The 24,862-nt window shown below is 68.9% G+C and carries 25 protein-coding genes and 2 pseudogenes; 10 read left to right on the top strand and 17 right to left on the bottom strand.

What is annotated here, in order from left to right; all coding sequences use genetic code 11:
* Positions 1–12 precede the first annotated feature (12 nt).
* Entirely contained in the window at positions 13–609 is a 597-nt protein-coding gene (locus ABZX37_RS18130; RefSeq protein ID WP_354740789.1) for a class I SAM-dependent methyltransferase, read from the bottom strand.
* A 75-nt stretch (positions 610–684) separates the two neighbouring features.
* Complete coding sequence (locus ABZX37_RS18125) at positions 685–1,566, bottom strand: SDR family oxidoreductase (protein WP_354740788.1); 882 nt, start codon at positions 1,564–1,566, stop codon at positions 685–687.
* Positions 1,567–1,654: 88 nt separating this feature from the next.
* Between ABZX37_RS18125 and ABZX37_RS18120 the strand changes: the two genes are divergently transcribed.
* From ABZX37_RS18120 to ABZX37_RS18110, 3 genes and pseudogenes are all read left to right on the top strand, one after another.
* Entirely contained in the window at positions 1,655–2,233 is a 579-nt protein-coding gene (locus tag ABZX37_RS18120) for a helix-turn-helix domain-containing protein (protein WP_354740786.1), read from the top strand.
* A 479-nt stretch (positions 2,234–2,712) separates the two neighbouring features.
* A pseudogene (locus ABZX37_RS18115) lies at positions 2,713–2,910 on the top strand (cold shock domain-containing protein); the annotation flags it as partial.
* Positions 2,911–2,940: 30 nt separating this feature from the next.
* Positions 2,941–3,660 (top strand): cold shock domain-containing protein, encoded by a 720-nt coding sequence (locus ABZX37_RS18110; protein WP_354740902.1) that lies wholly within the window; start codon positions 2,941–2,943, stop codon positions 3,658–3,660.
* Between the two features lie 229 nt (positions 3,661–3,889).
* Here the strand turns inward: ABZX37_RS18110 and ABZX37_RS18105 are convergent.
* Together ABZX37_RS18105 and ABZX37_RS18100 are read right to left on the bottom strand one after the other, a co-directional pair.
* A pseudogene (locus tag ABZX37_RS18105) lies at positions 3,890–4,681 on the bottom strand (IS5 family transposase).
* A gap of 482 nt (positions 4,682–5,163) precedes the next feature.
* Positions 5,164–6,678: an MFS transporter gene (locus ABZX37_RS18100; RefSeq protein ID WP_354740784.1), complete on the bottom strand. Its 1,515-nt coding sequence runs from the start codon at positions 6,676–6,678 to the stop codon at positions 5,164–5,166.
* Positions 6,679–6,767: 89 nt separating this feature from the next.
* Here ABZX37_RS18100 and ABZX37_RS18095 point away from each other — a divergent pair, with 89 nt between their 5' ends.
* Positions 6,768–7,340, top strand: coding sequence for a TetR/AcrR family transcriptional regulator (locus ABZX37_RS18095; protein WP_354740782.1), 573 nt, complete (start codon positions 6,768–6,770; stop codon positions 7,338–7,340).
* Positions 7,341–7,684: 344 nt separating this feature from the next.
* Here the strand turns inward: ABZX37_RS18095 and ABZX37_RS18090 are convergent, their stop codons facing one another.
* Complete coding sequence (locus tag ABZX37_RS18090) at positions 7,685–8,110, bottom strand: PPOX class F420-dependent oxidoreductase (RefSeq protein ID WP_354740780.1); 426 nt, start codon at positions 8,108–8,110, stop codon at positions 7,685–7,687.
* A gap of 251 nt (positions 8,111–8,361) precedes the next feature.
* Here ABZX37_RS18090 and ABZX37_RS18085 point away from each other — a divergent pair, with 251 nt between their 5' ends.
* The 4 genes from ABZX37_RS18085 to ABZX37_RS18070 all read left to right on the top strand — a co-directional run bounded on the left by ABZX37_RS18085 (position 8,362) and on the right by ABZX37_RS18070 (position 13,177).
* Entirely contained in the window at positions 8,362–8,889 is a 528-nt protein-coding gene (locus ABZX37_RS18085) for a MarR family transcriptional regulator (protein ID WP_344266566.1), read from the top strand.
* On the top strand, positions 8,886–11,513 hold the full coding sequence (locus ABZX37_RS18080) for an MFS transporter (protein WP_354740778.1): 2,628 nt from the start codon (positions 8,886–8,888) through the stop codon (positions 11,511–11,513). Before ABZX37_RS18085 ends, ABZX37_RS18080 begins: the two co-directional genes overlap by 4 nt.
* Positions 11,510–12,334, top strand: coding sequence for a YceI family protein (locus ABZX37_RS18075; protein WP_354740776.1), 825 nt, complete (start codon positions 11,510–11,512; stop codon positions 12,332–12,334). Before ABZX37_RS18080 ends, ABZX37_RS18075 begins: the two co-directional genes overlap by 4 nt.
* Positions 12,335–12,499: 165 nt before the next feature.
* Positions 12,500–13,177 carry a DedA family protein gene (locus ABZX37_RS18070; RefSeq protein ID WP_354740774.1) on the top strand — a complete coding sequence of 226 codons (678 nt, stop codon included), beginning with the start codon at positions 12,500–12,502 and terminating at the stop codon, positions 13,175–13,177.
* A gap of 4 nt (positions 13,178–13,181) precedes the next feature.
* Here ABZX37_RS18070 and ABZX37_RS18065 read toward each other — a convergent pair whose 3' ends face one another.
* The 8 genes from ABZX37_RS18065 to ABZX37_RS18030 all read right to left on the bottom strand — a co-directional run bounded on the left by ABZX37_RS18065 (position 13,182) and on the right by ABZX37_RS18030 (position 19,350).
* A complete protein-coding gene (locus ABZX37_RS18065; RefSeq protein ID WP_354740772.1) occupies positions 13,182–13,592 on the bottom strand; it encodes a VOC family protein in 411 nt (136 codons plus the stop codon).
* Between the two features lie 132 nt (positions 13,593–13,724).
* On the bottom strand, positions 13,725–14,468 hold the full coding sequence (locus ABZX37_RS18060; RefSeq protein WP_354740770.1) for an SDR family oxidoreductase: 744 nt from the start codon (positions 14,466–14,468) through the stop codon (positions 13,725–13,727).
* 15 nt (positions 14,469–14,483) lie between these two features.
* A complete protein-coding gene (locus ABZX37_RS18055; protein ID WP_354740768.1) occupies positions 14,484–15,005 on the bottom strand; it encodes a hypothetical protein in 522 nt (173 codons plus the stop codon).
* 18 nt (positions 15,006–15,023) lie between these two features.
* The gene (locus tag ABZX37_RS18050) at positions 15,024–15,659 is read right to left on the bottom strand and encodes a nucleoside/nucleotide kinase family protein (RefSeq protein WP_116201184.1); all 636 of its coding nucleotides are present in this window, start codon (positions 15,657–15,659) and stop codon (positions 15,024–15,026) included.
* Positions 15,656–16,522 carry a PfkB family carbohydrate kinase gene (locus ABZX37_RS18045; protein ID WP_354740900.1) on the bottom strand — a complete coding sequence of 289 codons (867 nt, stop codon included), beginning with the start codon at positions 16,520–16,522 and terminating at the stop codon, positions 15,656–15,658. Before ABZX37_RS18045 ends, ABZX37_RS18050 begins: the two co-directional genes overlap by 4 nt.
* Positions 16,523–16,529: 7 nt before the next feature.
* Positions 16,530–17,348 (bottom strand): ATP-binding cassette domain-containing protein, encoded by an 819-nt coding sequence (locus ABZX37_RS18040; RefSeq protein ID WP_354740766.1) that lies wholly within the window; start codon positions 17,346–17,348, stop codon positions 16,530–16,532.
* Complete coding sequence (locus tag ABZX37_RS18035) at positions 17,345–18,334, bottom strand: ABC transporter permease (protein ID WP_354740764.1); 990 nt, start codon at positions 18,332–18,334, stop codon at positions 17,345–17,347. Before ABZX37_RS18035 ends, ABZX37_RS18040 begins: the two co-directional genes overlap by 4 nt.
* Entirely contained in the window at positions 18,331–19,350 is a 1,020-nt protein-coding gene (locus ABZX37_RS18030) for a substrate-binding domain-containing protein (RefSeq protein WP_354740762.1), read from the bottom strand. The genes ABZX37_RS18035 and ABZX37_RS18030 overlap by 4 nt, the downstream gene beginning before the upstream one ends.
* A 131-nt stretch (positions 19,351–19,481) precedes the next feature.
* Between ABZX37_RS18030 and ABZX37_RS18025 the strand changes: the two genes are divergently transcribed.
* Entirely contained in the window at positions 19,482–20,501 is a 1,020-nt protein-coding gene (locus ABZX37_RS18025) for a LacI family DNA-binding transcriptional regulator (protein WP_354740761.1), read from the top strand.
* Positions 20,502–20,649: 148 nt separating this feature from the next.
* Entirely contained in the window at positions 20,650–21,516 is an 867-nt protein-coding gene (locus ABZX37_RS18020; RefSeq protein WP_354740760.1) for a substrate-binding domain-containing protein, read from the top strand.
* 3 nt (positions 21,517–21,519) lie between these two features.
* Here ABZX37_RS18020 and ABZX37_RS18015 read toward each other — a convergent pair whose 3' ends face one another.
* The 4 genes from ABZX37_RS18015 to ABZX37_RS18000 all read right to left on the bottom strand — a co-directional run bounded on the left by ABZX37_RS18015 (position 21,520) and on the right by ABZX37_RS18000 (position 24,861).
* Positions 21,520–22,569, bottom strand: a complete 1,050-nt coding sequence (locus ABZX37_RS18015; protein WP_354740898.1) for a glycoside hydrolase family 76 protein — start codon at positions 22,567–22,569, stop codon at positions 21,520–21,522.
* 659 nt (positions 22,570–23,228) lie between these two features.
* On the bottom strand, positions 23,229–23,888 hold the full coding sequence (locus tag ABZX37_RS18010; protein WP_354740758.1) for an RNA methyltransferase: 660 nt from the start codon (positions 23,886–23,888) through the stop codon (positions 23,229–23,231).
* A gap of 16 nt (positions 23,889–23,904) precedes the next feature.
* Positions 23,905–24,303 carry a DUF2784 domain-containing protein gene (locus tag ABZX37_RS18005; protein WP_354740756.1) on the bottom strand — a complete coding sequence of 133 codons (399 nt, stop codon included), beginning with the start codon at positions 24,301–24,303 and terminating at the stop codon, positions 23,905–23,907.
* Positions 24,304–24,588: 285 nt separating this feature from the next.
* The gene (locus ABZX37_RS18000; protein WP_354740754.1) at positions 24,589–24,861 is read right to left on the bottom strand and encodes a hypothetical protein; all 273 of its coding nucleotides are present in this window, start codon (positions 24,859–24,861) and stop codon (positions 24,589–24,591) included.
* Between the last annotated feature and the right edge of the window lies 1 nt (position 24,862).

Raw genomic sequence — 24,862 nt, 5'->3', positions numbered from 1 at the left:
TTAATTCCGATATTAGCTGGTCCGCTGGGCGCGCAGGACGGTGTCGCGAGTGTGCCCCGTCCCTGGCGGAGCAGGCGACACCCGCGGCCGACTCTCGTTGACGAGGACGGTCCACTCGTCGCCGAGAACCCGCGCGATGTCGTCGGGCTGGCAGTAGCCGGAGTGCTCTGGCCCCAGGTCGCGCGGGTCGTGACTGCCGAAAAGGAAGGTCCCGCCGGGCGCGACCGCGTCGAGCAGCTTCCGCACCACCCCGTCGTCGTGACGGAGCGGGAAATACTGGACGCTGACCAGGTCGAACGCCCTCGCCGGAACCGGACTCGCGGCCAGATCCGAACACACCCAGGCGATCCCGGCGTGCGCGGCGGCCGCCCGCTGCAACGCGGTGCGCGAGATGTCGAGCGCCGTCACCTGCCAGCCGCGCGCGGCCAACCACCGCGCATCCCCGCCTTCGCCGCACCCGACGTCCAACGCCTGCCCCGGCGGCAGCCCCTCGACCTCGGTGACGAGCACGCCGTTGGCCTCGCCGCTGAAGACCTGCTCGCGGCTGCGGTAGAGGTCTTCCCAGAACTGCGCGTCTTGTGGTGCTTCGGGTTTTCCGGACGGAGCCATTTTCGCTACCACCTCCGCCGTTCACGATTCCGCTGAACGCGTCGAACGACAAGGTTCTTTGCCGGAACCGCAAAATCAGCCTTGAAGATTCTCCAGGTCCGCCACCAAGCCGGGGTGTTTCGGCGCCCAGCCGAGCGCTTGCTGGGTGTGCGCACTGGAGGAGGGCTGATCGGTCGCGAAAATGGGACCGAGCGGCCCGTAAGTCGCCTCCGGCACCGATTCGACCGGGAGCCCCAGCCGCTGTCCGATCACCGCCGCGATGTCAGCGACCCGAACGCCTTCGTCAGCGACCGCGTGCCAGGACGTACCGGGCTCCGCCTTCTCCAGAGCGAGCCGGAAGAGCACCGCCGCGTCGAGCGCGTGCACCGCCGGCCAGCGCTGCGAGCCGTCGCCCGGGTAACCGGACACTCCCGTTTGCCGGGCGATGTTGGTCAGCAGACCGGCAAACCCGCCCTCGCCGTTGTTGTGCACCGTGCGCGGCAGGCGTACCGCGGACGTCCGGACCCCGCGATCCGCGAACCCCAGCACCTCGGCGACCGTGCGCCCCCTCCCGCCGACGGGCCCGTCAGTCGAAACCGGATCAGCCTCGGTCGACGCGCGACCCGGCGCATACGGCGTTCCGGAAACCGTGACCAACGGCCGGTCGCTTCCGACGAGCGCCTCAGCCTGCACCTTGAGCGCCGCCGTTTCCTCGGCGACCGCGTTCGCGAGGGCTTCGTCGCTGCTGAACGCATTGGCGAAGGCGAGGTGAACCACCCCGTCGGCCTTGGCCACGGCCTCGCGGATGACGTCCAAGTCGGCCAGCGCACCCCGCACCGGCTCGGCACCAGCCTTTTCGGCCGCCGCGGCGGAGGCTTCCGACCGAGCGAGCGCGAGGACGGAGTGGCCGTTGCCCAGCAGTTCGGCGACGACAGCGGAGCCGATCAAACCGGTCGCTCCGGTGACGAACACGCGCATGGATTTCTCCCTCACAGTGATGAGACTCTTGTCCCGTCACACGCTACCAGGGTGACGGGACAAAGGTCTCATCACATAGGATGGTTTTATGGCCCGATGGGAACCCGGAGCGCGCGAACGGCTGGTCGTAGCGGCCGTCGACCTGTTCGCCGAACAGGGCTACGACGCCACGACGGTCGCGCAGATCGCTGAGCGCGCCGGCGTCACCAAGAGCACGTTCTTCCGGCATTTCCCGGACAAACGGGAGTTGCTGGTGGCCGGACAGGAAACGCTGAGCCGACTGCTCGCGGAGGGCATCGCCGACGCACCCGCCGACGCCAGCCCACTGGAAGCGGTCGCGGGAGGTCTGCGCCGCGCCGCGACCGCGATGGGCCCGATGAACCGGGAGCTCGCCCCTCGGCTGAAGGCTGCCGTCGCGGCCAGTACGGAACTCCAGGAACGGGACGCGCTGAAGAGCGTCGGCCTCGCCGCGGCGATGACTGCCGCCCTGACCGCCCGAGGTCTGCCCGACGCGACCGCGGCGCTTGCCAGCGAGCTGGGGGTGCTGGCTTTCAAGCGGGGTTATTTCGAGTGGTCGGAGAGCGATCGCGGGGATGACGCTGATCCGGCGGAGTATTTGGTGGCCGCACTGGATGAGCTTCGCGCGGCCAGCGCTTCGCTGGGCTGACCGGCGGAGCCGATCCTGCCCGCCCGCGTGCGGCTTGGGCCGGACGGCATCCGCTCCCAGACAAGCGACTCCCTCTCGCCAGTGAGGAATTTCGTGCAGCGAGCACCTCAATGGGCTTTTCTCACTAGCGCACGGGGGTTCTCGGCCCCACCGAGGGGTTTCCCACTAGCGCACGGGGGTTCGCGCCCCCACCGAGGGGTTTCCCACTAGCGCACGGAAGTTCTCGCCCCCACCGAGAGGTTTTCCCACTAACGCACGGAAGTTCTCGCCCCTGCCGACCGGCCCGGCGCGATGCCGAGGTCCACCGCGCCCCGGCCGCCGTTCCCGCGGGACCTGGTCTCAAAACTCGGCGTGTCGCTAGGGGAACCAACGGCCCGCCCCTGGCTCCGCACCGCCCGCCTGTGGGCCCGGCCCGGCGGACCGGAGGTCTGTCAGAGAGACTGGGGGCCAGTGCCCGCCCTCTCGACCTGGAGACTTTGATGCTGCAAGGGACCGTCCGTTGGTTCGACGCCGAACGGGGTTTCGGCTTCCTCGCGCCCGAGGACGGCTCGCCGGACGTGTTCGTGCACGCCTCCGAGATCGTCGGGGACGGCAGCGCGAAAGTGCTCCGCGAGGGTCAGGCCGTCGTGTTCGAGGTCGGCGAGAACGACCGCGGGCCCCAGGCGCTGCGCGTTCGCGTCACCGCCGATGCGGCCACCGGCAGCGCCGTGGGCCTGCTCGGCACCGTCAACTGGTACGAGCCGGGCAAGGGGTACGGCTTCGCGTCGCCGGACGGCGGCGGCGCCGACATCTTCGTGCACAGCTCCGCCATCGTGACCGGCGGCGTGGTCACCGAGGGGCAGCGGGTGGCCTTCCTGATCGTCGAAGGCGAGCGCGGCCCGCAGGCCGGGCACGTGATCCCGCTGGGAGCAGGGGCCGGCTCACCCGCTGCGGCTGGTATCGCGGACGGTGCCGACGGCACGGTGGCCTGGTACGACGAGGACAAGGGCTTCGGCTTCATCAACCCCGACTCCGGCGCCGGGGACGTCTTCGTTCACGCTCGGGCCCTGGCCGAGGGGCTGACGTGGCTCGCGGAGGGCGACCGCGTCGCCTACGAGGTGGCTAGTGGAGACAAGGGCCCGCAGGCCCGCGACGTGCAGCTGGTCCGGGGTGCTGAGCCCCAGACGGCGCCGCAGCGGTCGGCACCTGCCGCGGCCGCAGGGCCGGCGGCGCGGGACGCGCCCGTACGAGGCGGCGAGGGCGTCGTCGCGCGCTACGACGACGACCGCGGCTTCGGCTTCATCACCCCGGACGCAGGCGGCGACGATCTCTTCGCCCACGCGTCCGCGATCATGGGGTCGGAGCCGCTGCAGAAGGGCGACCGGGTCCGGTACGCGGTGCGTCAGAGCGACCGGGGCCCGCAGGCCGACCGCATCGAACGCCTCTGAAGAGGCGGCCCCACCGATGGCTGATCACTTCCCGACGAGAGTGCTCGTTCATCCCCGTCGATGATGCCGTCAGCAACGCGGGCTGCAGCCTCCTCCAGGAGATCGATCTCCCTCGTGGTGACGGGGCCCCGTGCCGACCCGAGGACCTGCTCCGCGCTCAGAAACTCACCAGTCACCCCACCCGACGACACAGAGCTACCGATGTATCCCAAACGAGTGAATGGATGCGTTAGACCTGGTCGCAGAGCTCGATCTTGATGAGCCGGCGGACGTTGATCACGGTGCAGGCCAGCGTGAGTAGCGCCAGCGTGGTGCGTTCGGTCCGGTCGTAGCGCAGCCCGAGGCGTTTGAACCGCAGCAGCCAGGAGATGGTGCGTTCGACAACCCAGCGGACCCGGCCGAGGCGGGACTTGCCCTCAATCCCGCGCCGGGCGATACGGACCTTGATACCGCGGCGGGTCAGGCAGCGGCGGCAGCGGCGGTAGTCGTAGCCCTTGTCGGCGTGCAGCTTGTCCGGTCGGCATCGTGGCCGGCCCGCCCGGCCGTGGTGGCCGCGCACGGTCGGGTTCGTGTCCGGCAGCGGCTCGAACAGCATGCTGTCGTGGGTGTTTGCCGCCGACAACATGATGTGCAGCGGTAGCCCGTTCGCGTCGCACAGAACGTGGTACTCGGAGCCAGCTTTACCCCGGTCAGTGGGCTGCGGCCGGTCAGCTCACCCCCCTTCGACCGCACTGGCACCGCGTCGATGCAGCCTCTGGTCCAGTCGAGCTCGTCGATGTTGGACAGCTCGTCGAGCACGAGCTGGTGCAGCCGGTCCCACACGCCGGCGTCCTGCCACTCACATAACCGCCGCCACGCGGTGTGCCCGGAACCGCATCCGAGCTGCTCGGGTGGGTCTCGCCAGCGGCAGCCGGTGTCGAGCACGAACAAGATCCCCTCTAGCGCGGCACGGTCATCGATCCGGGGCCGCCCACCCGGGACCGCGCGCCGCTGGTCGGGACGGGATCGGGGGTTCGATCAGCTCCCAGAGCCGGTCTTCGACCCCGTCGCTGCTGCGTCGTCTTCGCCACGACTGCCCACGATCGACGACCAGGACCGGCAGGCTACGCAGTGGCACACCCTTAAGTTTTGAGACCAGGTCTTAGTCCGGGCGAGATCCTCGCCCGGACCAGCGACCGCCGCTGAACCGGGAGCGCTCGCCGTCGAGCGGAGCCATTCCGTGTGGCCGGAAAGCAACTACTGATCCGGCGGAGCACCTCGCGACTGTGCCCGAAGAACTTCGAGCGGCAAGCGCTTCACTGAGCCGCACAAGCGGAATCCGAGCAGCACCAAAGGTTTCCGCTCGTCTCAGCGCCCGTTCCCGCATCTCGAGCAGGACGGCACCCGCACTCGTCAAGCATCGACGGATTGCCGCCCGCCCGGAAGCGTTTTCCACGCCCGCCAACAGAAACTGCGCGGCCCGTCAGGCAGGCAGCTCTTGCTCGCCTGCCCGACGGGCCGGGATCACGCCGACATCACGGCCTCCTCCGGCTGAGGTGCCTGCGGGCGATTCCGACGGCGTCCCAACAAGAAGTACGCCTGCACCGCCGTGTACACGAGGATCGCGGCGCCCACCCACGCACTCGTGTGCAACGCCGTCACGAAGGACTCGCGGGCGGTGCTCAGCAACTCCGCACCTTCGGCAGCGGGCAGAGAATGCGCGGTGGCTACCGCGCCGCCAAGGGTGTCGTGGGCCGCGGCGGGCGTGGTGGCGGGCAGGCCCGACTGGTAGACCGCCGTGGCGAGGCTGCCCAGCAGGGCCGTGCCCAGTGCGCCGCCCAGTTCGTAGCCCGTTTCCGAGATCGCCGACGCGGCACCGGCGCGGTTGACCGGGGCGGCGGAGATCACGAGGTCGTTCGTGAGGGTTTCCGACAGCGCCACCCCGCCGCCGACCAGGACGAACGCGACCACGACCGCAGCCAATCCGGCGTCGGCCCCGATGGTCGTCAGGACCAGGAAGCCAGCCGCGCCGAGCAGCAGGCCCAGGCTGACCAGGACCGGCACCCGGACTCGGCGGGCGAGCCACGCGGCTGCCAGGGCGCCGACGACACCCGCGACCGTCGCGGGCAGCATCCACAAGGCCGCGACCAGCGGGGTCAGGCCGAGCACCAGCTGCAGGTACTGCGGCAGCAGGAACAGCAGCCCGACCAGGGCGAACACGCCCAGCAGGTTCGTGATCACCGAACCGGCGAACGTGCGGTTGGCGAACAGGCCGAGGTCCAGCATCGGCTGCTCGAGCCGCCGCTGCCGGCGCACGAACGCGGTGCCCAGCGCGAGCCCGGCCACCATCGCGAAACCGGCCGGCCAGGTGATGCCCTCCGTCGCGGCGATCTTCACGCCGTAGACGACCGGCAGCATCGTGCCCAGCGACAGCAGCGCCGACCACGGGTCGAAGCGGCCCGGGTTCGGGTCGCGGAACTCCGGCAGCAGCAGCGGGCCCGCGACGAGCAGCAGCACCATCACCGGGACGTTGATCAGGAAGACCGAACCCCACCAGAAGTGCTCGAGCAGCCAGCCTCCGACGACCGGGCCGACCGCCATGCCGCCGGAGAACGCCGCGCTCCAGATCGCGACCGCGGTGCGCCGCGTGCGGTCCTCGGTGAAGATGCTGCGGATCAGCGACAGCGTGGACGGCATCAGCGTCGCGCCGCCGACGCCCAGCAGCGCCCGCGCGACGATCAGCATCAGCGGCGACGTGGCGAACGCCGCCAGCACCGAGGCCGCGCCGAACGCCGCACCACCGATGAGCAGCAGCCGCCGCCTGCCGATCCGGTCGCCCAGCGTGCCCATGAAGACCAGCAAGCCGGCCAGGACGAACGAGTAGACGTCGACGATCCACAGCTGTTCCGCGCCCGTGGGCGCGAGGTCCTCGCTGAGATAGGGCAGGGCGAAGCCCAGGACTGTCGTATCCACGCTGATCAAGAGGACCGGCAGCACCAGAACCGCCAAAGCCCACCACTGGCCTCCGCGCCTCACCATGGCGCACTCTTCCTTTCTTATACCGTCCAGACGGTACAGTTTCGTTCCTGAGGTAGAAGGTAAACCGTCTGGACGGTATAGTCAAGGCGATGGCTAAACCTTCAGCACGTGAACGCATCCTCGGTTCGTACGAGGTCATCCTCGCCGACCGCGGCCCGACCGAGATCACGCTCGACGCCGTCGCGGCGCACGCCGGGGTGTCCAAGGGCGGCCTGCTCTACCACTTCGGCTCGAAGGACGCCCTGCGCGACGGCCTGCTCGAACGCCTGGAGCGGCTGACCGACGACGATCTCGAACGCGCGCGGAGCGCACCGGAGGGCGTGGTCCGGTACTACCTGCGCTCGGCGATCACCGACGTCACGAGCGACCTCGCGCTGCACCGCACGACGATGGCCGCGATCCGGCTGGTGCTCAACGACCCGATCGCGGCGGAGGTGTCGCGGCGCTGCACCGAGCGCACCCGCGCGCTGATGCTGGAGCACATCGAGGACCCGCTGACGGCGGAGCTGGTGATGCTGGTCGGCGAAGGCCTCTACATGCGCGCGGCACTGGGCGAAGAGGCGACGGAAAGCCTGCTGGCGCAGATCGACGAAATCGCCGACCGGATCCAGGCCGGAGCACCAGCCAAGGCGACAGTCGCGGCGGGGCACCGGAAAAGCTGAGTCGCTGGGACCGCTGCGCCCGGCCTCACGTCCGCGAGGGGGACCCCGATTCCCCATGCCGGGAACTTAAGGCTGTGACGTGGACGCACCGCTGGCGCTGTTCCGCGGCTCGACTGGTTCGGTCCGGTTGAGCCCAGGGCCCGGGAGCGCAAGGCGGGCTGTGGTCCGCAAAGGACTTCAAGACACAGTCACATGGCAGCGAATCGGGTATTTCGGCGCCATTAGCGTCCTCTGTGGACGATCAGCGGGCCGAGGTCACGCGGCTTAAGTTCCGGACATGGGGCCCAGGTTCCCTCAAGGAGTCCTTCACAGACCGCAAACCCCAGCAAACCCAGCCGAAAAACTCAGCGGGCCAACCCGTAAACCCGCTCGATCTCCACCGTCAGCACCAGCCGCTGATCCGCCACCATCGCCGCCCGGTACTCCGCCCAGTCGGGATGCTCGCCCGCGACCTTGCGATACAGCGCGATCAACGCCTCCACCGCCTCGTCGTCCGGCGCCGCGGCGACCGGCGACAGCACCGCCCGACCCTCCGCCACCGCGTACGACCAGCCATTCGACGACGCCACGTGGTAGCTCACCCGGGGATCCCGCCGCATGTTCTTCGTCTTCGCGCGCGCGTCCGTGATCGACACCTGCAGCTGGCGGGCGTCGCGGTCGAAGTAATGCGTCACCGTCGACAGCTGGGGACGGCCGTCCCGCTTCAGGGTCGCCAGGACCCCCTGCTTGCCCGCCGCGATGAGGTCGTAGAGCGCTGTGTCGTCAGTCATACCCCTACAAGGCCCGGCGAGAAGGATCTGTTCCCGCTCCGAAACCCCGAGTGACCAGCGGCGTCCGCATACCGGGAGAAACCGGACGTTACCTCTCCGGTTGAAATCTGCTTGCATGCGGCAACTAAAGTGTCATGTGACACAACCATGGGTCGGCCGCTTGCGAAATACGCCGTACGGGCACACTCTTGCTTGAGGCAACTAGTTGCAGTCGCCAACCAATGGTTTGCTCCACCCCAAGGAAGACCCACATGGCACCTCAGAACTCCGCCGTCAGGCCCGAGGCCGACCTCGACCTTGCCGACCAGCTCGGACACGAGCTGGTCCGGTTCATGCGCTTGATCACCAAGGCGAAGTCCCAGGTCGCCAAGCACGGTCCGGACGGGATTGAACGGGCCGCGTACGCGATCCTCTTCTGCCTCGTCCACGAAGGTCCGCAACGCACCAGCAAGCTGGCCGAGTTCCTGCACTCGGAGATCTCCACGATCAGCAGGCAGTCCAGCTCGCTCGTGCAGCACGGACTCGTCGAACGGCAGGCCGACCCCGAGGACGGCCGCGCCTGCTTGCTCGCCCCGACCGCCGAAGGCCTGCGGGTCTTCGACGAAAACCGCAAGCACCGCGCCCGGTGGCTGGCCGAAGTACTCGGCGACTGGAGCCAGGAGGAGCGCGAGACGCTCAACGAGCTTCTCGCGCGGCTCAACACAGGTATCGAAAAGAACAATCCGTCGCTGTCCGAAATCACGGCGGCGGGACAGGCCAAGGGGGCCTCGAACGCATGACGTCCACCGTTGAAAAACAACCTCAGTCGCGAGGGGGAGCGCCCGCTGACGACAGCGAGAGCGGTCCGCGGCTGACTCACCGCCAAATCGTCACGATCATCAGCGGCCTGATGTGCGGCATGTTCCTCGCCGCGCTCGACCAGACGATCGTGGGCACCTCGATCGTCCGGATCGCCAACGACCTGCACGGCTTCGACCTGCAGGCGTGGGCGACCACGGCGTACCTGATCACGTCGACGATCGCCACGCCGATCTACGGCAAGCTTTCCGACATCTACGGCCGCAAGCCGTTCTACCTCGCCGCGATCGCGATCTTCGTCGTCGGTTCGGCGGCCGCGTCGTTCTCGACGTCGATGTACGAACTGGCCGCGTTCCGCGCGGTGCAGGGTCTCGGCGCCGGCGGTCTGATGTCGCTGGCCATGACGATCATCGGCGACGTGGTCCCGCCGCGGGAACGCCCGCGGTACCAGGGCTACTTCCTCGCTGTGTTCGGTATTTCGACCGTGCTCGGCCCGGTGCTCGGCGGCTTCTTCGCCGGCTTCGACAGCCTGGCCGGCCTGCACGGCTGGCGCTGGGTGTTCCTGATCAACGTGCCGATCGGCATCGTCGCGCTGTTCGTCGTCGCGAAGGTGCTGAACGTCCCGCACAGCCGCCACGACCACAAGATCGACTGGTGGGGCGCGCTCACCATGGTCATCGCCGTGGTGCCGTTCCTGATCGTCGCCGAACAGGGCCAGAAGTGGGGCTGGGGCGACCAGAAGTCGATCTGGATGTACATCATCGGCGGCGTCGGCATCGTGCTGTTCATCGTCGTCGAGAAGCTGATGAAGGACGCCGCGCTGATTCCGTTGCGGCTGTTTAAGAACTCGACCTTCACCGTGGCCATCATCGGCGGCGTGATCGTCGGCGTGGCGATGTTCGGCGCGATCACGATGATCCCGCAGTACCTGCAGGTCGTGCAGGGCTACACGCCGACCGAATCGGGTCTGCTGATGCTGCCGCTGATGGTCGGCATCATGTCCAGCTCGATCATCTCCGGCCGGATCACCTCGAAGACCGGGCGCTACAAGATCTTCCCGGTCGTGGGCACGATCCTGATCGCCGCGGGCGCGTTCTTCTTCGCCATCGTCAAGTACGACACCCCGATCTGGCACCCGCTGGTGGCCGCGCTGATCATCGGCCTCGGCCTCGGCCAGTGCATGCAGACGCTGATCATCGCGGTGCAGAACGCCGGCCCGCGCAAGGACATGGGCGTGTCGACCGCGTCGGCCACGTTCTTCCGCCAGATCGGCGGTACCGCGGGTGTCGCGGTGTTCCTGACGATTCTGTTCAACGTGCTGCCGGGCAACATCACCAAGGCGTTCGGCGGCCACATGCCTCCGGGCGCGGGCGGCAACCTCGGCGACCTGTCGAGCAACACCAGCGTCATCCAGACGCTGCCGGAAGCGGTGCGCACGCCGATCCTGATCGGCTTCACCGAGTCCATCACCACGGTGTTCTGGGTCGCGGGCGGCGTCGCGCTGCTGGCCACGCTGGTGCTGCTGTTCATGAAGGAGATCCCGCTGGCGGGCATGAACCCGGCCGCGGCCGCCGTCGAAGGCGGCGAGGCGCTGCTGGACCTGGACGAGACCGCTCCGGTCCCGGCTGCGGACGACACCGCTGAGCTGAAGACGGGTTCGCTGTTCGAGGAGACCCCGAAGGAGCCGGTGCTCGCCGGTGTCGGCGGCAGGCACGCCCTGACCAACGGCCACGGCGACGCGCAGGCGGTGGCCGACGCCCGGCCGATGCCGATCACCAACTCGCTGGCCGACGCCGAATTCGGCACGGCCACCGGCTCGGGCGGCGTCCCGGTCACCGGTCACGTGCGCCGCCAGGACGGCAGCCACGTGAGCGCGGCCGCGCTGACCCTGATCGACCAGCAGGGCCGTCAGGTGGCGCGGGCGACCGGCAACGGCGACGGCAGCTACTCGATCCCGACCCAGGGTCCGGGAACGTACGTGCTGATCGTGTCCGCTCCGGGGCACCAGCCGCAGGCCTCCAGCGTGGTGGTCGGCGGGCACCCGGCGAACCTCGACGTCACGCTCACCGGCTCCGGCGAGCTGACCGGCGTGGTCCGTTCGATCGGCACCGCGACCCCGCTGGCCAACGCGACGGTCACGCTGACCGACTCGCGCGGCGAGGTCAACGGCGCGTTCATCACCACCGAGGACGGCGTCTACACCTTCAGCGGCGTCGGCGCCGGGCAGTACACGCTGGTCGCGAGCGGCCCGCACTACCGCCCGGTCGCGGTCACGCTGACGGTGCCGGACAGCGGCGTGCTGCGCCACGACGTCGAACTCGCCGGCGCGGTGCTGCTCCAGGGCGTCGCGCGCACCGAGGGCGACCGGATCGTGCCGGACGCGCGGATCACCGTGCTCGACGCGAACGGCAACGTCGCGGCGGTGGCCCGCACCGACAGCGAGGGCCGGTATGTCGTCAGCGACCTGCCGATCGGCTCCTACACGGTCGTGGCGAGCGGCTACCCGCCCGCCACCAGCCAGGTGACGCTGAACGACGGCGAGGCGCAGCACGACGTGCGGCTGAGCTACGACCAGGCGCTCGACGAGCTGGTCGACCGGTCATGAGCGGGGGCCTGCGCGCACAGCTGCGCTCGAACGGCGGATGGCCGGTCGAGAACGCGGTGCTCACGGTCACCGACTTGAACGGTCGCCAGGTCGCGCGGCAGGTCACGGACGCGAAGGGGGCAGTGGTCACTGACCCGCTGCCCCCGGGCGTCTACACCGCCGTGATCACCGCGCCGGGGTACACGCCGCTGGCCCGCACCGTGCAGATCGGCTCCGACGGGGCCGGGCTGCTCGGCGACATCGCGCTCGTGCCGGTTTCCGGCGCGGTCGAGCTGCCGCCGGAGGGTCCGTGGACGATCGACCCGATGCACTCGTCGGTGGTCGCCACCGCGCGGCACATGGGCATCGCGAGCATCAAGGTGCGGTTCCCGGACGTGGCCGGGCGGATCGAGGTCGCCCGCCCGGTGGAGCGGTCGACGGTGCACGCCGAGATCAAGGCGGGCAGCATCGAAAGCGGCATCAAGATGCGGGACGACCACCTGCGTTCGGCCGAGTTCCTCGACGTCGACGCGTATCCGCTCATCACGTTCGAAAGCACCGGGCTTTCCCAGCTCGGCACGGACAACTGGGCGCTGCGCGGGGTGCTGACGCTGCACGGCGAACGCCGCGACGTCACGCTCGACCTGCGCTACACCGGGCACGGCCCGGACCCGTGGGGCGGCGTGCGTGCCGCGTTCCACGCCGAAACGCAATTGCACCGCAACGATTTCGCGATCAACTACAGCGCGATGGTGCGGGCCGGCGTGGCCGCGATCGGCACGACCGTCAAGGTGGAGCTGGACATCGAGGCGGTGCAGGGCGAGTCCCTGCCGCAGTTCTAGAGAAAACCGCGACAGGCCGCCCGGGAACTGTTCCGGGCGGCCTGTTCGTTGTCCTGGGCGAAAAGGGTGAACAGTCTGGTTATCCCAGGAATACCCAAAGTCACCGAATGCGGAGGATTCGATGGTTGCGTACTGCAGCCGGTCCCAGCCACGTAGGCTCTTCGCGTGAACCTCGACGCCGCCCAGCCCGCGCACGCCGCGGGAATCGGCCTGAGCTGGCTGGACACCGCCGGCCCGGTGCTCGTCTGGGTCATCGTGCTGTCGTTCGTGCTCATCGAATGCGCGCTCATCATCGGGCTCTTCCTGCCCGGCGATTCGCTGCTGTTCGGCGCGGGCGTGGTGCTCGCGCAGCACGGATCGGACCTCAACGCGTGGCTGCTGTCCGGGGCCGCGCTGCTCACCGCCGTGTTCGGCAACCAGATCGGCTATTACATCGGCCGCGGCGCGGGCACCACGCTGATCGCCCGCCGCGGCGGGCGGATGCTCAACCGGCGCAACCTCGAGCGCGCACAGGAGTTCCTGGACCGCAAGGGTTTCTTCGCGATCGTCGCGGCGAGGTGGATCCCGTGGATCCGCACGCTGGCCCCGCTCATCGCCGGAGCCGCGCGGATGGATTCGCGCCGGTTCCTGCTCGCCACCACCGTCGGCGGGCTGCTGTGGGTGCCGACGCTGGTGCTGCTCGGCTACTACGGCGCGGGTCTGCTCGACGCCATTCCGTGGGTCAAGACCGCGGCGCTGTGGGTGAGCATCGCGTTCTTCGTGTTCGGCACCGCGTACGGCGTGCTGCGCTATCGCCAGGAGATGCGCCGTCCGGTCGACGAAACCGACGACGCGCACGCCTGAGTTCTCAGGCCGGGTCGGACCAGACTTCCAGCTGGATGCCGTCCGGATCGCGGAACACGATCACCGCCGAACCTTCGAAGGTCTGCGACTGCGTCGCGGGCAAGTAGGAGACGCCGTACTCCCGCAGGCGGTCCTCCCATTCGGCGACCTCGGCACGCGACGAAACCGAGAACGCGACGTGGTCCAGACCAGTGCGTCTTTCGTCGAACGCGGGTCTCACCGCGATCGGATGCTGGACCAGCACGACGGAGAAACCGTCTCCCGCCGAACGCAGAACTACTTTGCGCACCCCGGTTTCCGGGTCTTCGCGCCGATGGCTTTCCTCGAGGTCGAGCACCCGGACGTACCAGGGAACGCTTCGGTCCACATCGGTCACGGTGAGCGCCAGATGGTGCACAGACGTGAGCTTGGGCATGACTTTCGCGGCCGTCCTTTCAACCCCTCGTTCCAGACTCGCACACCGGGACAACCGCTACGGGCGAGTTGACCGAGTTCCGGGGTCAATCGTGATCTGCCCGTCTCCGGGCGTCTCACTGTCCGAGATCGATCAGCGGCCGCCGCCGACCTCGAGCACCGCTCCCACGGTGAAGGACGCCTCCGGGGACAACAGCCACAGCACGGCCGCGGCGATTTCTTCCGGCTGGCCCACGCGCCGGAGCGGGATCAGGGCGCTGAATCGCTCGGGCCGGTCCGGCATCCCCGCGGCGGCATGCAATCCGGTCTCGACCAGGCCAGGCGACACGACGTTGACCCGGATCCCCTCCTCGGCGACTTCCTGCGCGAGGCCGAAGCTGAGCGAGTTGACCGCGGCCTTGGACGCCGCGTAATGCACCCATTCGCCCGATGACCCGGTCCGCGACGCGGTGGACGAGATGTTCACGATCGCTCCGCCAGACCCGCCGTAGCGCGTCGACAGCCGCCGCACCGCCTCTCGGCAGCACAGAAAAACGCCGGTGACGTTGATGTCCAGCACCCGGCGCACAGTCTCGACGCTCTGCTCGTCAAGCCTCCCCGGGGTGTTGCCGGTGATGCCCGCGTTGTTCACCAGGCCGACGATCGGCCCCAGCTCGGCCGCCACCGAAAAAAGCTCGCTGACCTGCTGTTCGTCGGACACGTCGGCGCGGTGCGCAAGCGCTTGCGCACCGTGGGAACGCACCCGCTCGGCGACCTCCTCGGCCGAGGACGGATCACCGGAGTAGTTCACCACCACGTCGTAGCCACGAGTCGCGGCCAGTTCGCAGATCGCCGCCCCGATGCCCCGGCTGCCGCCGGTGACGACCAAAACCCCCACAGGTCACTCCCTTACTCAGCTCGGCTTGAGCGGCTCCACGAACTGAGCGTCGAGCCACCGCATCTGCGCCATCCACATCCACCACGTCGCGTCGTCCGGACAGTGCTGCCCGTCGACCGCCTCGCCGCGCAGCCACGCACCGAGCAGCGCGGTGATCGCCGTGCACACGTCGAGCAGCGCGCGTCCCCACCACCATTGGTGCATCGGGGTGTGCAGTTCGAGGACCCCGCCGTGCTCCGGCAGCACCGACAACGCCCAGTCCAGCCGCGTCCGGACGTCGGCGAGCACCTCCGGCTCGAGCTGCGGTTCGGCACCGGTCTCGCGCATCCGCTCCACCAGCAGCGCCAGCCTGGGATCCGGCCCCGGTGCCGAAGCGGGCTCGGTCAGCCGCCGCTCGACCAGCGCCCGCAGCCCGTTCAGGTGCGTGCGCACGAGCGGGACGTACGGCGGGTAGAGCACGGCGATCCGGGCGTCGCCCGCCCGGTCCCAGGTGACCGCGCCGGCGTAGGGATCCGTCGTCGCCGGATCGTCGAACATCACCTGCTCAGAGCCCGCTCAGAGGGCGAAATTCGTCAGCGGCAGGTTCTCGAGCACCAGGTCGGCGCGGTCGCGGGTGTTCGCGATCAGGTCCGCGTTGCGCTGGTCGGAGCCGAGCGCGCGCTGGCGGGCCTCGACCAGCGAACGGCCGTAGCGCCGGTGCCGGGACACCAGCCGCTCGATCCGCTCCGGCTCGTCCGGGGCGAGGAACCACGCCTCGGTGAGGTACTGCCGCACGCCGCTCCACGGGTCGTCCGGGAGCAGCAGGTAGTTGCCCTCGGTGATGACCAGCTGCACCTCGGGCGCGACCGGGACGGCGCCGGCGATCGGCTCCTCGATCTCGCGGCGGAACTCCGGCGCGTAGACCGTCTCGCGGCCTTCGGCGAGCCGGCGGATCAGCTGCACGTAGCCGGCCGCGTCGAAGGTGTCCGGCGCGCCCTTGCGGTCGGTGCGGCCGAGCCGCTGCAGTTCGACCTGGGCCAGGTGGAAGCCGTCCATCCCGACGACCGCGGCGCGCGAACCGAGCGCGTTGGCGATCGCCCAGGCCAGCGTGGTCTTTCCGGAGGCGGGCGCGCCGATGATGCCGAGCACGTGCCGTTCCCGCGGTTTGGCCAGCTTTTCGGCCCGCGCCAGGAGGTCCTCGAACGCCGTCATCGCACTCCCTCTTCTCTGCTCTTCGCCAGTTCTCCGACCGGCCCGGTCCACGAGCGCGGACCCACGTGCCGGACGCGTTCCGCGGCCACCGCGTTCGCGTATCCGATCCAGTCGGGGACGACGCTGTCCCGGTTCGCCACGGCGTACGCGAGCGCGCCGTGCCACACGTCTCCGGCCCCCAGGGTGTCCCGCGCTTCGACGAGCGGCACGGGGACCTGCCCAGAGTCTTCCGTAGTGCTCCAGGCGACCGGCTCCGGGCCCGCCGTCGTGATCGTCACTGACACTCCGCGTTCGGCCAAACTCGGTGCGGGAGCACGGAACCGCGCTGAACAGGCTGCCACGCGGACCAGTGGCAGCAACTGGTCCAGTACCGGTTTCCAGCTGCCCGCGTCGAGGATTACCGGGATCTCGCGGGTGCGGGCCTCCCGGGCGACAGCAAGCGCTAGCTCGGGGTGGTGCCCGTCGACGAGGACGGCTGCCACGCCGTCGAAAATCGGTGCGAGGTCAGGCAGTTCCAGCGGTTCGTCGGCGGCGGCGTTGCGGGAGACGACGGTGCGTTCGCCATCGCCGTCCCGCACCACGACCGCGCTGACCGGCGGTGCCTGCGTGCGTTCTGGAGCGAGATCGACCAGGTCGACGCCGCAGGCTTCGAGGTCAGCGCGCGCGAGTGCGGCCAGCGGGTGTGTACCGAGAGCCGTCACGAGGGTCGCTTCGCCACCGAGCGCCGAGACGGTCACCGCGGCGTTCGTCGCGGGCCCACCGGCCGCGACATCCACCTGCAGCGACTGCACTTTCTCGCTCGGCTCCGGAAATTCCGCGACCCGTTGCACGACATCGACGGTGCACAACCCCGCCAGCAGCACTCGCACGTCAGGTCAACCCGGCGTGCGTGGTGGACGCGACCTCGACGACTTCGCCGTTGTCTTCGAGCTTCAGCGCACCGGTGAGCAGGCCGACGACCTGGTTCATGCTGTGCGACTTCGGCGTCACCACGGCGACGCGCTTGCCGAGCCGGTGCACGTGGATCCGGTCGGCGATTTCGAAGACGTGCGGCATGTTGTGGCTGATCAGCACCACCGGCAGGCCGCGGTCGCGGATCCGGCCGATCAGCTCCAGCACCTTCGCGGATTCCGCGACGCCCAGCGCGGCCGTCGGCTCGTCCATGATCACCGCTTTGGTGCCGAACGCCGCCGCGCGCGCCACCGCGACGCCTTGCCGCTGCCCGCCGGAGAGCGTTTCCACCAGCTGGGTAATGGATTTGACCTTGATGCCGAGGTCGTCCAGGATCCGCTGCGCTTCGGTGCGCATGGTCGCGCTGTCGAGCTTGCGCAACCCGATCCCGAACGGTCCCTTCAGCCGCTTTTCCCGGCCCAGGAACATGTTCGACGCGATGTCCAGCGCCGGCGCGACCGCCAGGTCCTGGTACACCGTCTCGATTCCGAAGTGCCGGGCGTCCAACGGGGACTTGAAGTGGACCGTCTTGCCGTCCACTTTGATCTCTCCGGCGTCCGGCACCACCGCGCCGGACAATGCCTTGATGAGACTGGACTTTCCGGCCCCGTTGTCGCCGACCACGGCGAGCACTTCGCCGGGGTAGAGGTCGAAATCGGCGCCGTCGATGGCGGTGACCCGGCCGTAGCGCTTCACCAGGCCGCGCGCGGAAAGAGTCGGCTGCTGCGTGGTAGTCATGACTGCTGCTGCCTCCGTGCGATCCGGTCCACGACCACCGCGGCGATCAGCAGCGCGCCGGTCGCCAGGTCCTGGTAGTTGCCGTCCACGCCCATCTGCGTCAGTCCCGAGCGCAGCACCGCCACGACCAGCGCGCCGAACAGCGTGCCCAGCACCGAACCGCGGCCGCCGAACAGGCTCGTGCCGCCGAGCACCACGGCGGTGATCGAATCGAGGTTGCCGAGCTGGAACTGGTTCGGGTCGGCGTTCGGCGTGCGGCCGAGCGCCTGCCACGCGGCGATGCCGAAGCACAGCCCGGCGACCAGATAGACCGACAGCACGGTGCGGTTGACCTTGATCCCGGACAGCCGCGCGGACTCCGGCGCGTTGCCGACGGCGTAAACGTGCTTGCCCCACGCGGTTTTCGTGAGCGCGTACCAGACGGCGAGGAACATGAGCAGCGCGAGCGTCATGCCGTAGGTGATCGGGATGCCGCCGAAGAGGTACCGCTTCGTGCCGAGCCAGGTGAGCAGGCCGTCGGACACCGGAACCGCCTGGCCGCCCGCGATCAGCTTCGCCACCGCGGTCAGGCCGGTGAACGTGCCGAGCGTGATGATGAAGGCGGGCAGCTTGATCCGCGTCGCCAGGGTGCCGATGAACAGGCCGACGACGACAGTCAGCGCGACTCCGGCCAGCAGCGCGAAGAAAACGTTCGTTACTGCGGCCAGCTTCGCCATCACCAGCGTCGCCACGACCATCGACGACGCGTTGGAAAGGTCGATGCCCGCGATCAGGATGATCAGCGTCTGGCCGAGCGCGAGCGTGCCGACCACCAGCGACTGCTGGACCACTGTGGACAGATTGTCCAGGTCGAAAAAGGTGTCCGTGGCAAAGGAAAACACCACGACCGCCACGACCAGCGCCAGCGCCGGGCCGACCGCCGGGGCGCGCAGGAAGAACTCGCCGAGCGTCTCGCGCTCGCGGTTGTTGACCGTCGCGCTCGTCATTTCCCGCCTCCCCAGCAGTTCTGCAGGCCCCACGCGGTGTCCTTGCTCGGGACGCCCGGCATCGGGTGGTCGGTGATCACCGTCGAACCGGTGTTGACGAAGCCGCCCGGCTTCTTCCCGGTCTTCGCGTACTCGACCGCCGCGAGCACGCCCTGCTCGGCCATCTTCCGCGGGAACTGCATCACGGTGACGGCGAACTGGCCGTTCTTGACGTTCTGCACGCCCTCGCAGCCGCCGTCGATCGAGCCGACGGTGAGCTGTCCGTTGAGCCCACGCGCCTTCAGCGCCGCGTACGCGCCGCGGCCCATCGGCTCGTTCATCGTGTAGACCGCGTTGAGGTCGGTGGTGCGCTGGAGGAGGTTCTCCATGCCTTGCTGGGCGAGGCTCTGGTCGCCGTTGGCGTTGGCGTGCCCCTTGATCTCCGGCGCGCCGTCCTTGAGCCCGATGCCCTTGAGGAACCCACCGTGCCGCTGAGTGTCGACCGAAGCGCCTGCGGTGCCGTCGACCATCAGGAGCTTGGGATCGGTGCCCTTCAGCGCCGCCTTGACGTACGCGCCCTGCTGCTCGCCTGCCGCGAAGTTGTCGGTGGCGAAGGTGGCGTCGACCGCGTCCGACGGTTCAGTGGCGGTGTCGAGGGCGATCACCAGGATGCCCGCGTCGCGAGCGTCCTTGATGGCCTTGAGCACGCCGGTCGACGAGCTCGGGGTGATCAGGATGGTGTTGACGCCCTGCTGCATCAGGTTCTCGATGGCGCGCACCTGACCGTCGTTGTCGCCGTCGAACTGCCCGGCGAGCGCACTGAAGTCGGCGCCGTTGGCCTTCGCCGCGGCGGACGCGGCGTTGCGCAGTTCGACGAAGTACGGGTTGGTGTCGGTCTTCGTGACGAGGCCGACCTTGGCCTTGCCGCTCCCGCCGGTTTTGGAGCTGCCGCCCCAGTGGCGTTCGACGGTGCACCCGGCGGTGGAGACCGCGACAGCGGCCGCCAAGGCGAGTGCGGTGAGACTCCGGTGTCTCATGGGGATGCCCTCCGAATCGAGGTGCGAGCTTGCCGATGGACGGGAAGGTAGACAGACTCATGCCATGACGCAAGCGTTTGCGCAAACGCTTGCCAACGCTTCTGGTTGAGCTCTCTCGATGAAGGACAGACATGCCGCGACCCCGCTCCGCCCGCCCGACCCAGCGCGACATCGCCGAAATGGCGGGCGTGTCGATCACGACGGTGTCCCACGTCGTCAACGGCACGCGGGCGGTGGCCGAGGAGACGAAAGCCGCGGTGCTGCGGGCGATCGAGACCACCGGCTACACCGGCGACGCGATCGCGCGCTCGCTGGTCACTGGGGGTACGCGGTCGATCGGGATGGCGATCTCGCTGGTCGCGAACCCGTACTTCGCGGCGCTGATGCACGCGATCGAGCGGGAGGCGTCGGCAAACGGATACACCGTGCTGCTGGCGGACACGCACGACACCGCGGGCACCGAGCGGGACGTCGTGCGCGCGCTGCGGTCCCGGCGGGTCGACGGCCTGCTGATCACGCCCGCGCCCGGCGACGGATCGGTGCTCGGCGAACTGGTGTCGCTCGACGTGCCGACCGTGCTGATGGACCGGCTGACCACGCGGACCGACATCGACCAGGTCGGCGCGGAGAACATCCAGGCGACCTCGGCGTTGACCGCGCATCTGGCGTCGCTGGGCCATCGCCGGATCGGCATGATCTCCGGCGCGCCCGGTCTCACGACGAGCGACGAACGCGTGCTGGGCTACCGGCTCGGCCTCGGCCGCTCGGGGCTGAGCTGGTCGCCGGACCTGGTGGCGTGCGGACAGTCCTCTCGCGACGGTGGCGGCCTGGCGTTGAGCACGCTGCTGGCGCTGCCGGAACCACCTTCGGCCTTGGTGGTGGCCAACGACAGCATGATGGTCGGCGTCCTGCACGAGGCGCGGCGGCGGGGGTTGCGGATCGGCCAGGACCTGCCGGTGGTGGTGTACGACGACGTCGAATGGGCCGATCTCGTGGACCCGCCGCTGACGACCATGGCCCAGCCGATCGACGAGATCGGCCGCCGCGCGGTCCAGTTGCTGCTGGCTCGACTGGCGGATCCCGGACGGCCCGCCGAGACTGTGCGGTTGCCGCCGACTTTGCGGCACCGGGCTTCCTGCGGGTGCTCGTAGCCGCCGGCCTTGACTGCCCGGCGTAACCAAGCACGTGCTTCGTTCACTCACTTCAGTGATTCTCGGGACCCGATCGTCTCGGACCCTCTCCAGTGCGGCCCGACAGTGGTTACTGTTGGGTAGGTATCTACGACGAGGGCCATGAGAAATGACCGTTCTGGCGCCGGAGGTCTCCCACTGGGACCTGCCGGTCACCCATCGGTTCGGGGTGGCATTGGGGAGGCACGCCAGCCCGTACCACGACCAGCTGCTGCGTGCGATCCGCGGCGCTGCCGCGCGGGCGGGTTGCGACCTGCTGCTGGCCGACACCAGCGACTGCCCGCGCGAGGAAGCCGAAGTGCTGCGCGCCCTGCAGGCGGACCGCGTCGACGGCGTGCTGCTGGTGCCCGCCCCCGGTGACGAGGCTGTCGTGAACGGGCTCGTGCGAACCGGCGTGCCCACCGTGCTGGTGGACCGGATCGCCGGCCGCAACGACGTCGACCAGGTCGGGTCGGAGAACTTCCAGGCCATGTCCGCGCTGGTCGAGCACCTGGCCTCGCGACGGCATCGGCGGATCGCGCTGATCACCGGGACCGAGGGGACCACCGTCAGCGAAGAACGCGCCCTTGGCTATCGCCTTGGCCTAGGCCGTGCGGGCCTGCGCTACCACCCGGAACTGGTCGCCTCCGGCCAATCCACCGCCGGCGGCGCGGCCCGGGCCGCCGCGAAGCTTCTGGACGGCTGGCCCTCGCCCACAGCTTTGGTCGTCGCTGGCGAGGCAATGCTGATCGGGGTGCAGTGGGAAGCACACCGGCGCGGAATCCGGATCGGGTCGGAGCTGGCGGTCGTCGGTTACGGTGATATGGACTGGGCGCGCACGGTTTCGCCTGGCGTGACGACGATGGCGCAACCGATCTCGGAGATCGGCCGCCGGGCGGTGCAGTTGCTGCTGGCGCGCTGCCGGGAGCCGGAGCGTCGGCCGGAGTCCGTCCGTCTCGCGCCTCGGTTTTTGCACCGCGCTTCTTGCGGGTGCTGATCTTTATAGCGTTGCGGCCGCCTCCAGCAACATCCATCCTCCAATTTGGACAGACAAGTCTTTTTCCGCCCGGCTTGGCGGATTCTTCGCTGGCTGTGCCCACTCCGCGCTGAAGCGTGGACCGGTTTTCTCTTGCGTTGCCCCGTTCCAGCACGCTTCGGCCGACTTCTGGACCAGCTTCCTGGCCGTCTCCGCTTCCGGCTTGGGGAGAGTTTTCGCCGCAAGTGCCAGGTAGCGAGCCAAAATCGCCGAGAAGAGGCCGCCGTCGCCGCCCTCCGAACCGGGGAGGATGCCGTCGGGTGCTCCGTGTTGTTCGACCGCCCGGATGGTGCGGGCCGCATCTTCCCACTGTTCCTGCTCGAGGCACGCGCCGAGGTAAACCCCTTGGCAGTACGAGAAAATATGCTTGACCAGTTCGCCGGTGTCCGCCCTTATCCCGTCCCAGACGAGGCCGGTTTCGGGGTCTACCAACGTGTCGGTGAGCCATTGCGTCATGGCGCGGGCGCGTTCTTGATCACCCACACGAGCGTGAAAGATAGCAGCCGGGCCGTTTGCCGGGGTATTCTTGAAGGAGTCGCCCCGCCGCCACCAGATTCCCCCGCCAAGGTCTTCGGTCCAGCCTTCATGCAGCCGTTTGTCGATGGCCCCGATCGCTTCGCCCACGGTCGTTTCGTCCACTGTGGATAGTCGGCGTACTCGTTGCAACGCGAGCCCTAGCCAGGCTATGTCGTCGTAATAGTCGTTGACCCAGGAGCCGAAGTTCCGCCGGTGCACCGTCGTGACGAACCGATTGATCAGCCGTGCCCGGTCTTCGGTCGGTTCACGCAGCTGCGCGTCGACGAGGCTGTCGAGGAGATGGGCCTGCCACCAGTAGTTCCAGTGCCAGTGGACCCGCTGCCCCAAGGTAGGCGGCCACCCACTGCGGCCGAGAGCGGTGCCGGGCAGAGCCCACAGCCGACGGACGTGCCTGGCACATACGGCCCGCTCAGCCGCTGCGGCTCGCGCTGCGGGATCGGTCGTGCCTTCGCCGGGGTCGGCCGCTGCGGCACGCACTGCGGAATCGGCCTCGCTCTCGCCGTGATCGACCGCCGCAGCCCGCACTGCGGGGCCGGTCGCGCCCTCGGCCGGGTCCGCCGCTGCGGCCCGCACTGTGGGGCCGGTCATGCCTTCGGCAGGGTCCGCCGTTCCGGCTCGCGCTGCGGGATCGGCCGCGCGCTGGGCAGGACCGGTCGCATCGCTGCTCGCAGCGGAATCGGCGGGTTTAGCGGGCTCGGATGGATCGGCGGTCATAGGCCGATTCTGCCTGCGCTGCGGAAAACTTGCCTCTCCACGGCGTTTGCCGACCGCGGAACAACTCGGGGGATCCGCCGGGCCGCCCGAGCAGCCACCGCCGCTATTGCCGTTGGCCAACCAATTGCCGCGCCGATCGCTCGAGAGTCCTGCAGCCTTGCCACGCCGATCGCTCGAGAGCTATGCAGCGAGTGCCGTGTCGAGGGGGACCAGCGAACCGGTCGCAGCGGCTGACTGCCATGTGGTCAGCCGCGCTAGCCGGGCGGGAGTCAAGAGAACGGAGCGCGCTGCCAGCGTGCGCTCGAACTGCTTCAGGTCAATCGCGCAGCCAGAGCCAAGTCTGGGTTCTCGTGAGTGGCTATACCGGTTCTAACCGGCGCAGCCACTCACGAGACACCCCGTCGGGGGCGAGGCGGCGCGGGTCACCAGGCTTGGGACAGGTCCGCGTGCTGCCGAACCCACGCGTGCATCACAATCCCCGCCGCGACGCCTGCGTTGATTGACCTCGTTGTGCCGAACTGGGCGATGGACACGACTTTCGCTGAGTCCGACTGGGCGGCTTCGGACAGGCCGGGGCCTTCCTGGCCGAACAGCAGCAGGCACTTGCGCGGCAGCTCGGCAGTCTCCACCGGCTCGGAGCCGGGCGTGTTGTCCACGGCTACCACCGTCAAGCCCTCGGCGGTGGCGAATTCCAGCAAGGTCGCGACGTCCTCGTGGTGGCGGAGGTGCTGGTAGCGGTCCGTCACCATCGCACCCCGGCGGTTCCAGCGGCGGCGGCCGACTATGTGGACCTCCGCGGCGGCGAAGGCGTTCGCGGTGCGGACGACCGTGCCGATGTTGTGGTCGTGCTGGAAGTTCTCGATCGCGACGTGGAACGGGTGCCGTCGGGTGTCCACATCGGACACGATTGCTTCGCGGCGCCAGTAGCGGTACGCGTCGACCACGTTGCGGCGGTCGCCGTTGGTCAGGAGTTCGGGGTCGTAGCGCGGGTCGGCTGGCCAGGTGCCCGGCCACGGACCGACGCCGACCTCCTCGCGGTTCACCCACTCGGTGGGGCCCGCTTCGGGTTGTTCCGTCGTCACGAAGGACGATTCTCGCTCAGCCGAGGCTGACGCCGTGCGCCGGACTGTCGTCGTGGCGGTGTCGCCAGCGCAGATACGCCCCCAGGTACGAGATCACCAGCACCGCTAGCGCCACTGCGACCACCACCGGCAGCAGCGAGCGCGGGATGACCGTCCCGTAGAGGTAGTAGGCGTTGAATCCGCCGGGCAGGTCGCCTAGCCCCTGCTGATGCCGGAAGAAATCCTCCAGCGCGGTGAGCGGGCACGGAATGGGGGTGACATTGACGAGCACGCCCCATACTGCGAAGAAAATGTGCCCGAAAATGACTTTCGGCCACCGCCAGGCAAGGAATCCGCCGAAGCCGATGAAGAGCAGGGCCAGGATGTGCACCGCCACGGTTACGTCGGCGAGAACGTGCGCGACCGTCGTGTCCACCTTCGCCCCCTTCCAGTGCACCTACCAGCGACGTTACTCCGATTACTCGCACCAGGAGCGGGAAATCGGGGGACCTCGTGTGATGTTCGACCCACCGGAGCAACGTGTTCACCCGGCAGGTAACGGAGGGATCACTCCGGGTAGGAGAGTCGTCGCGATACTCGCCACGAGGGACCCAACGCGGCGTAAATGACTCCGTTCCGTGCACGCGGGCGGAGTGCTAATCGTCGGAGAAAGCGAGTGAGAAACGCGGTTGACAAACGCGGGAAGAAGGAACCGGCGCAGTTAGCCCGGCGTGCCCGCGCCGCCGAAGCCCGGCCAGAGGGTGACCGCGTTGAGCTTGAGGTCGTCGGGCAGCAGGGGATCGCCGTTCGAGCCCTCCATCGTCCAGACGACCTCAGAGTCGGGATAAAGAGTCACGTCGAAGGTCACCTCAACGAGCTGCGCGAACTCGATCGAGAGCACGTCGTCAACGCCGAGAACGACTTCGTCGCCATAGGGTTCGACGTTCCAGGTCCTGGGCTTGTCGTCCTTGTTGGTCACCTGGATCCGGATCATG

It is taken from the genome of Amycolatopsis sp. NPDC004079 (assembly GCF_040610415.1).
Classification (GTDB): domain Bacteria; phylum Actinomycetota; class Actinomycetes; order Mycobacteriales; family Pseudonocardiaceae; genus Amycolatopsis; species Amycolatopsis halotolerans.
Note: the sequence above shows the minus strand (reverse complement) of the source record. Positions and strands in the feature narration are given on the sequence as shown.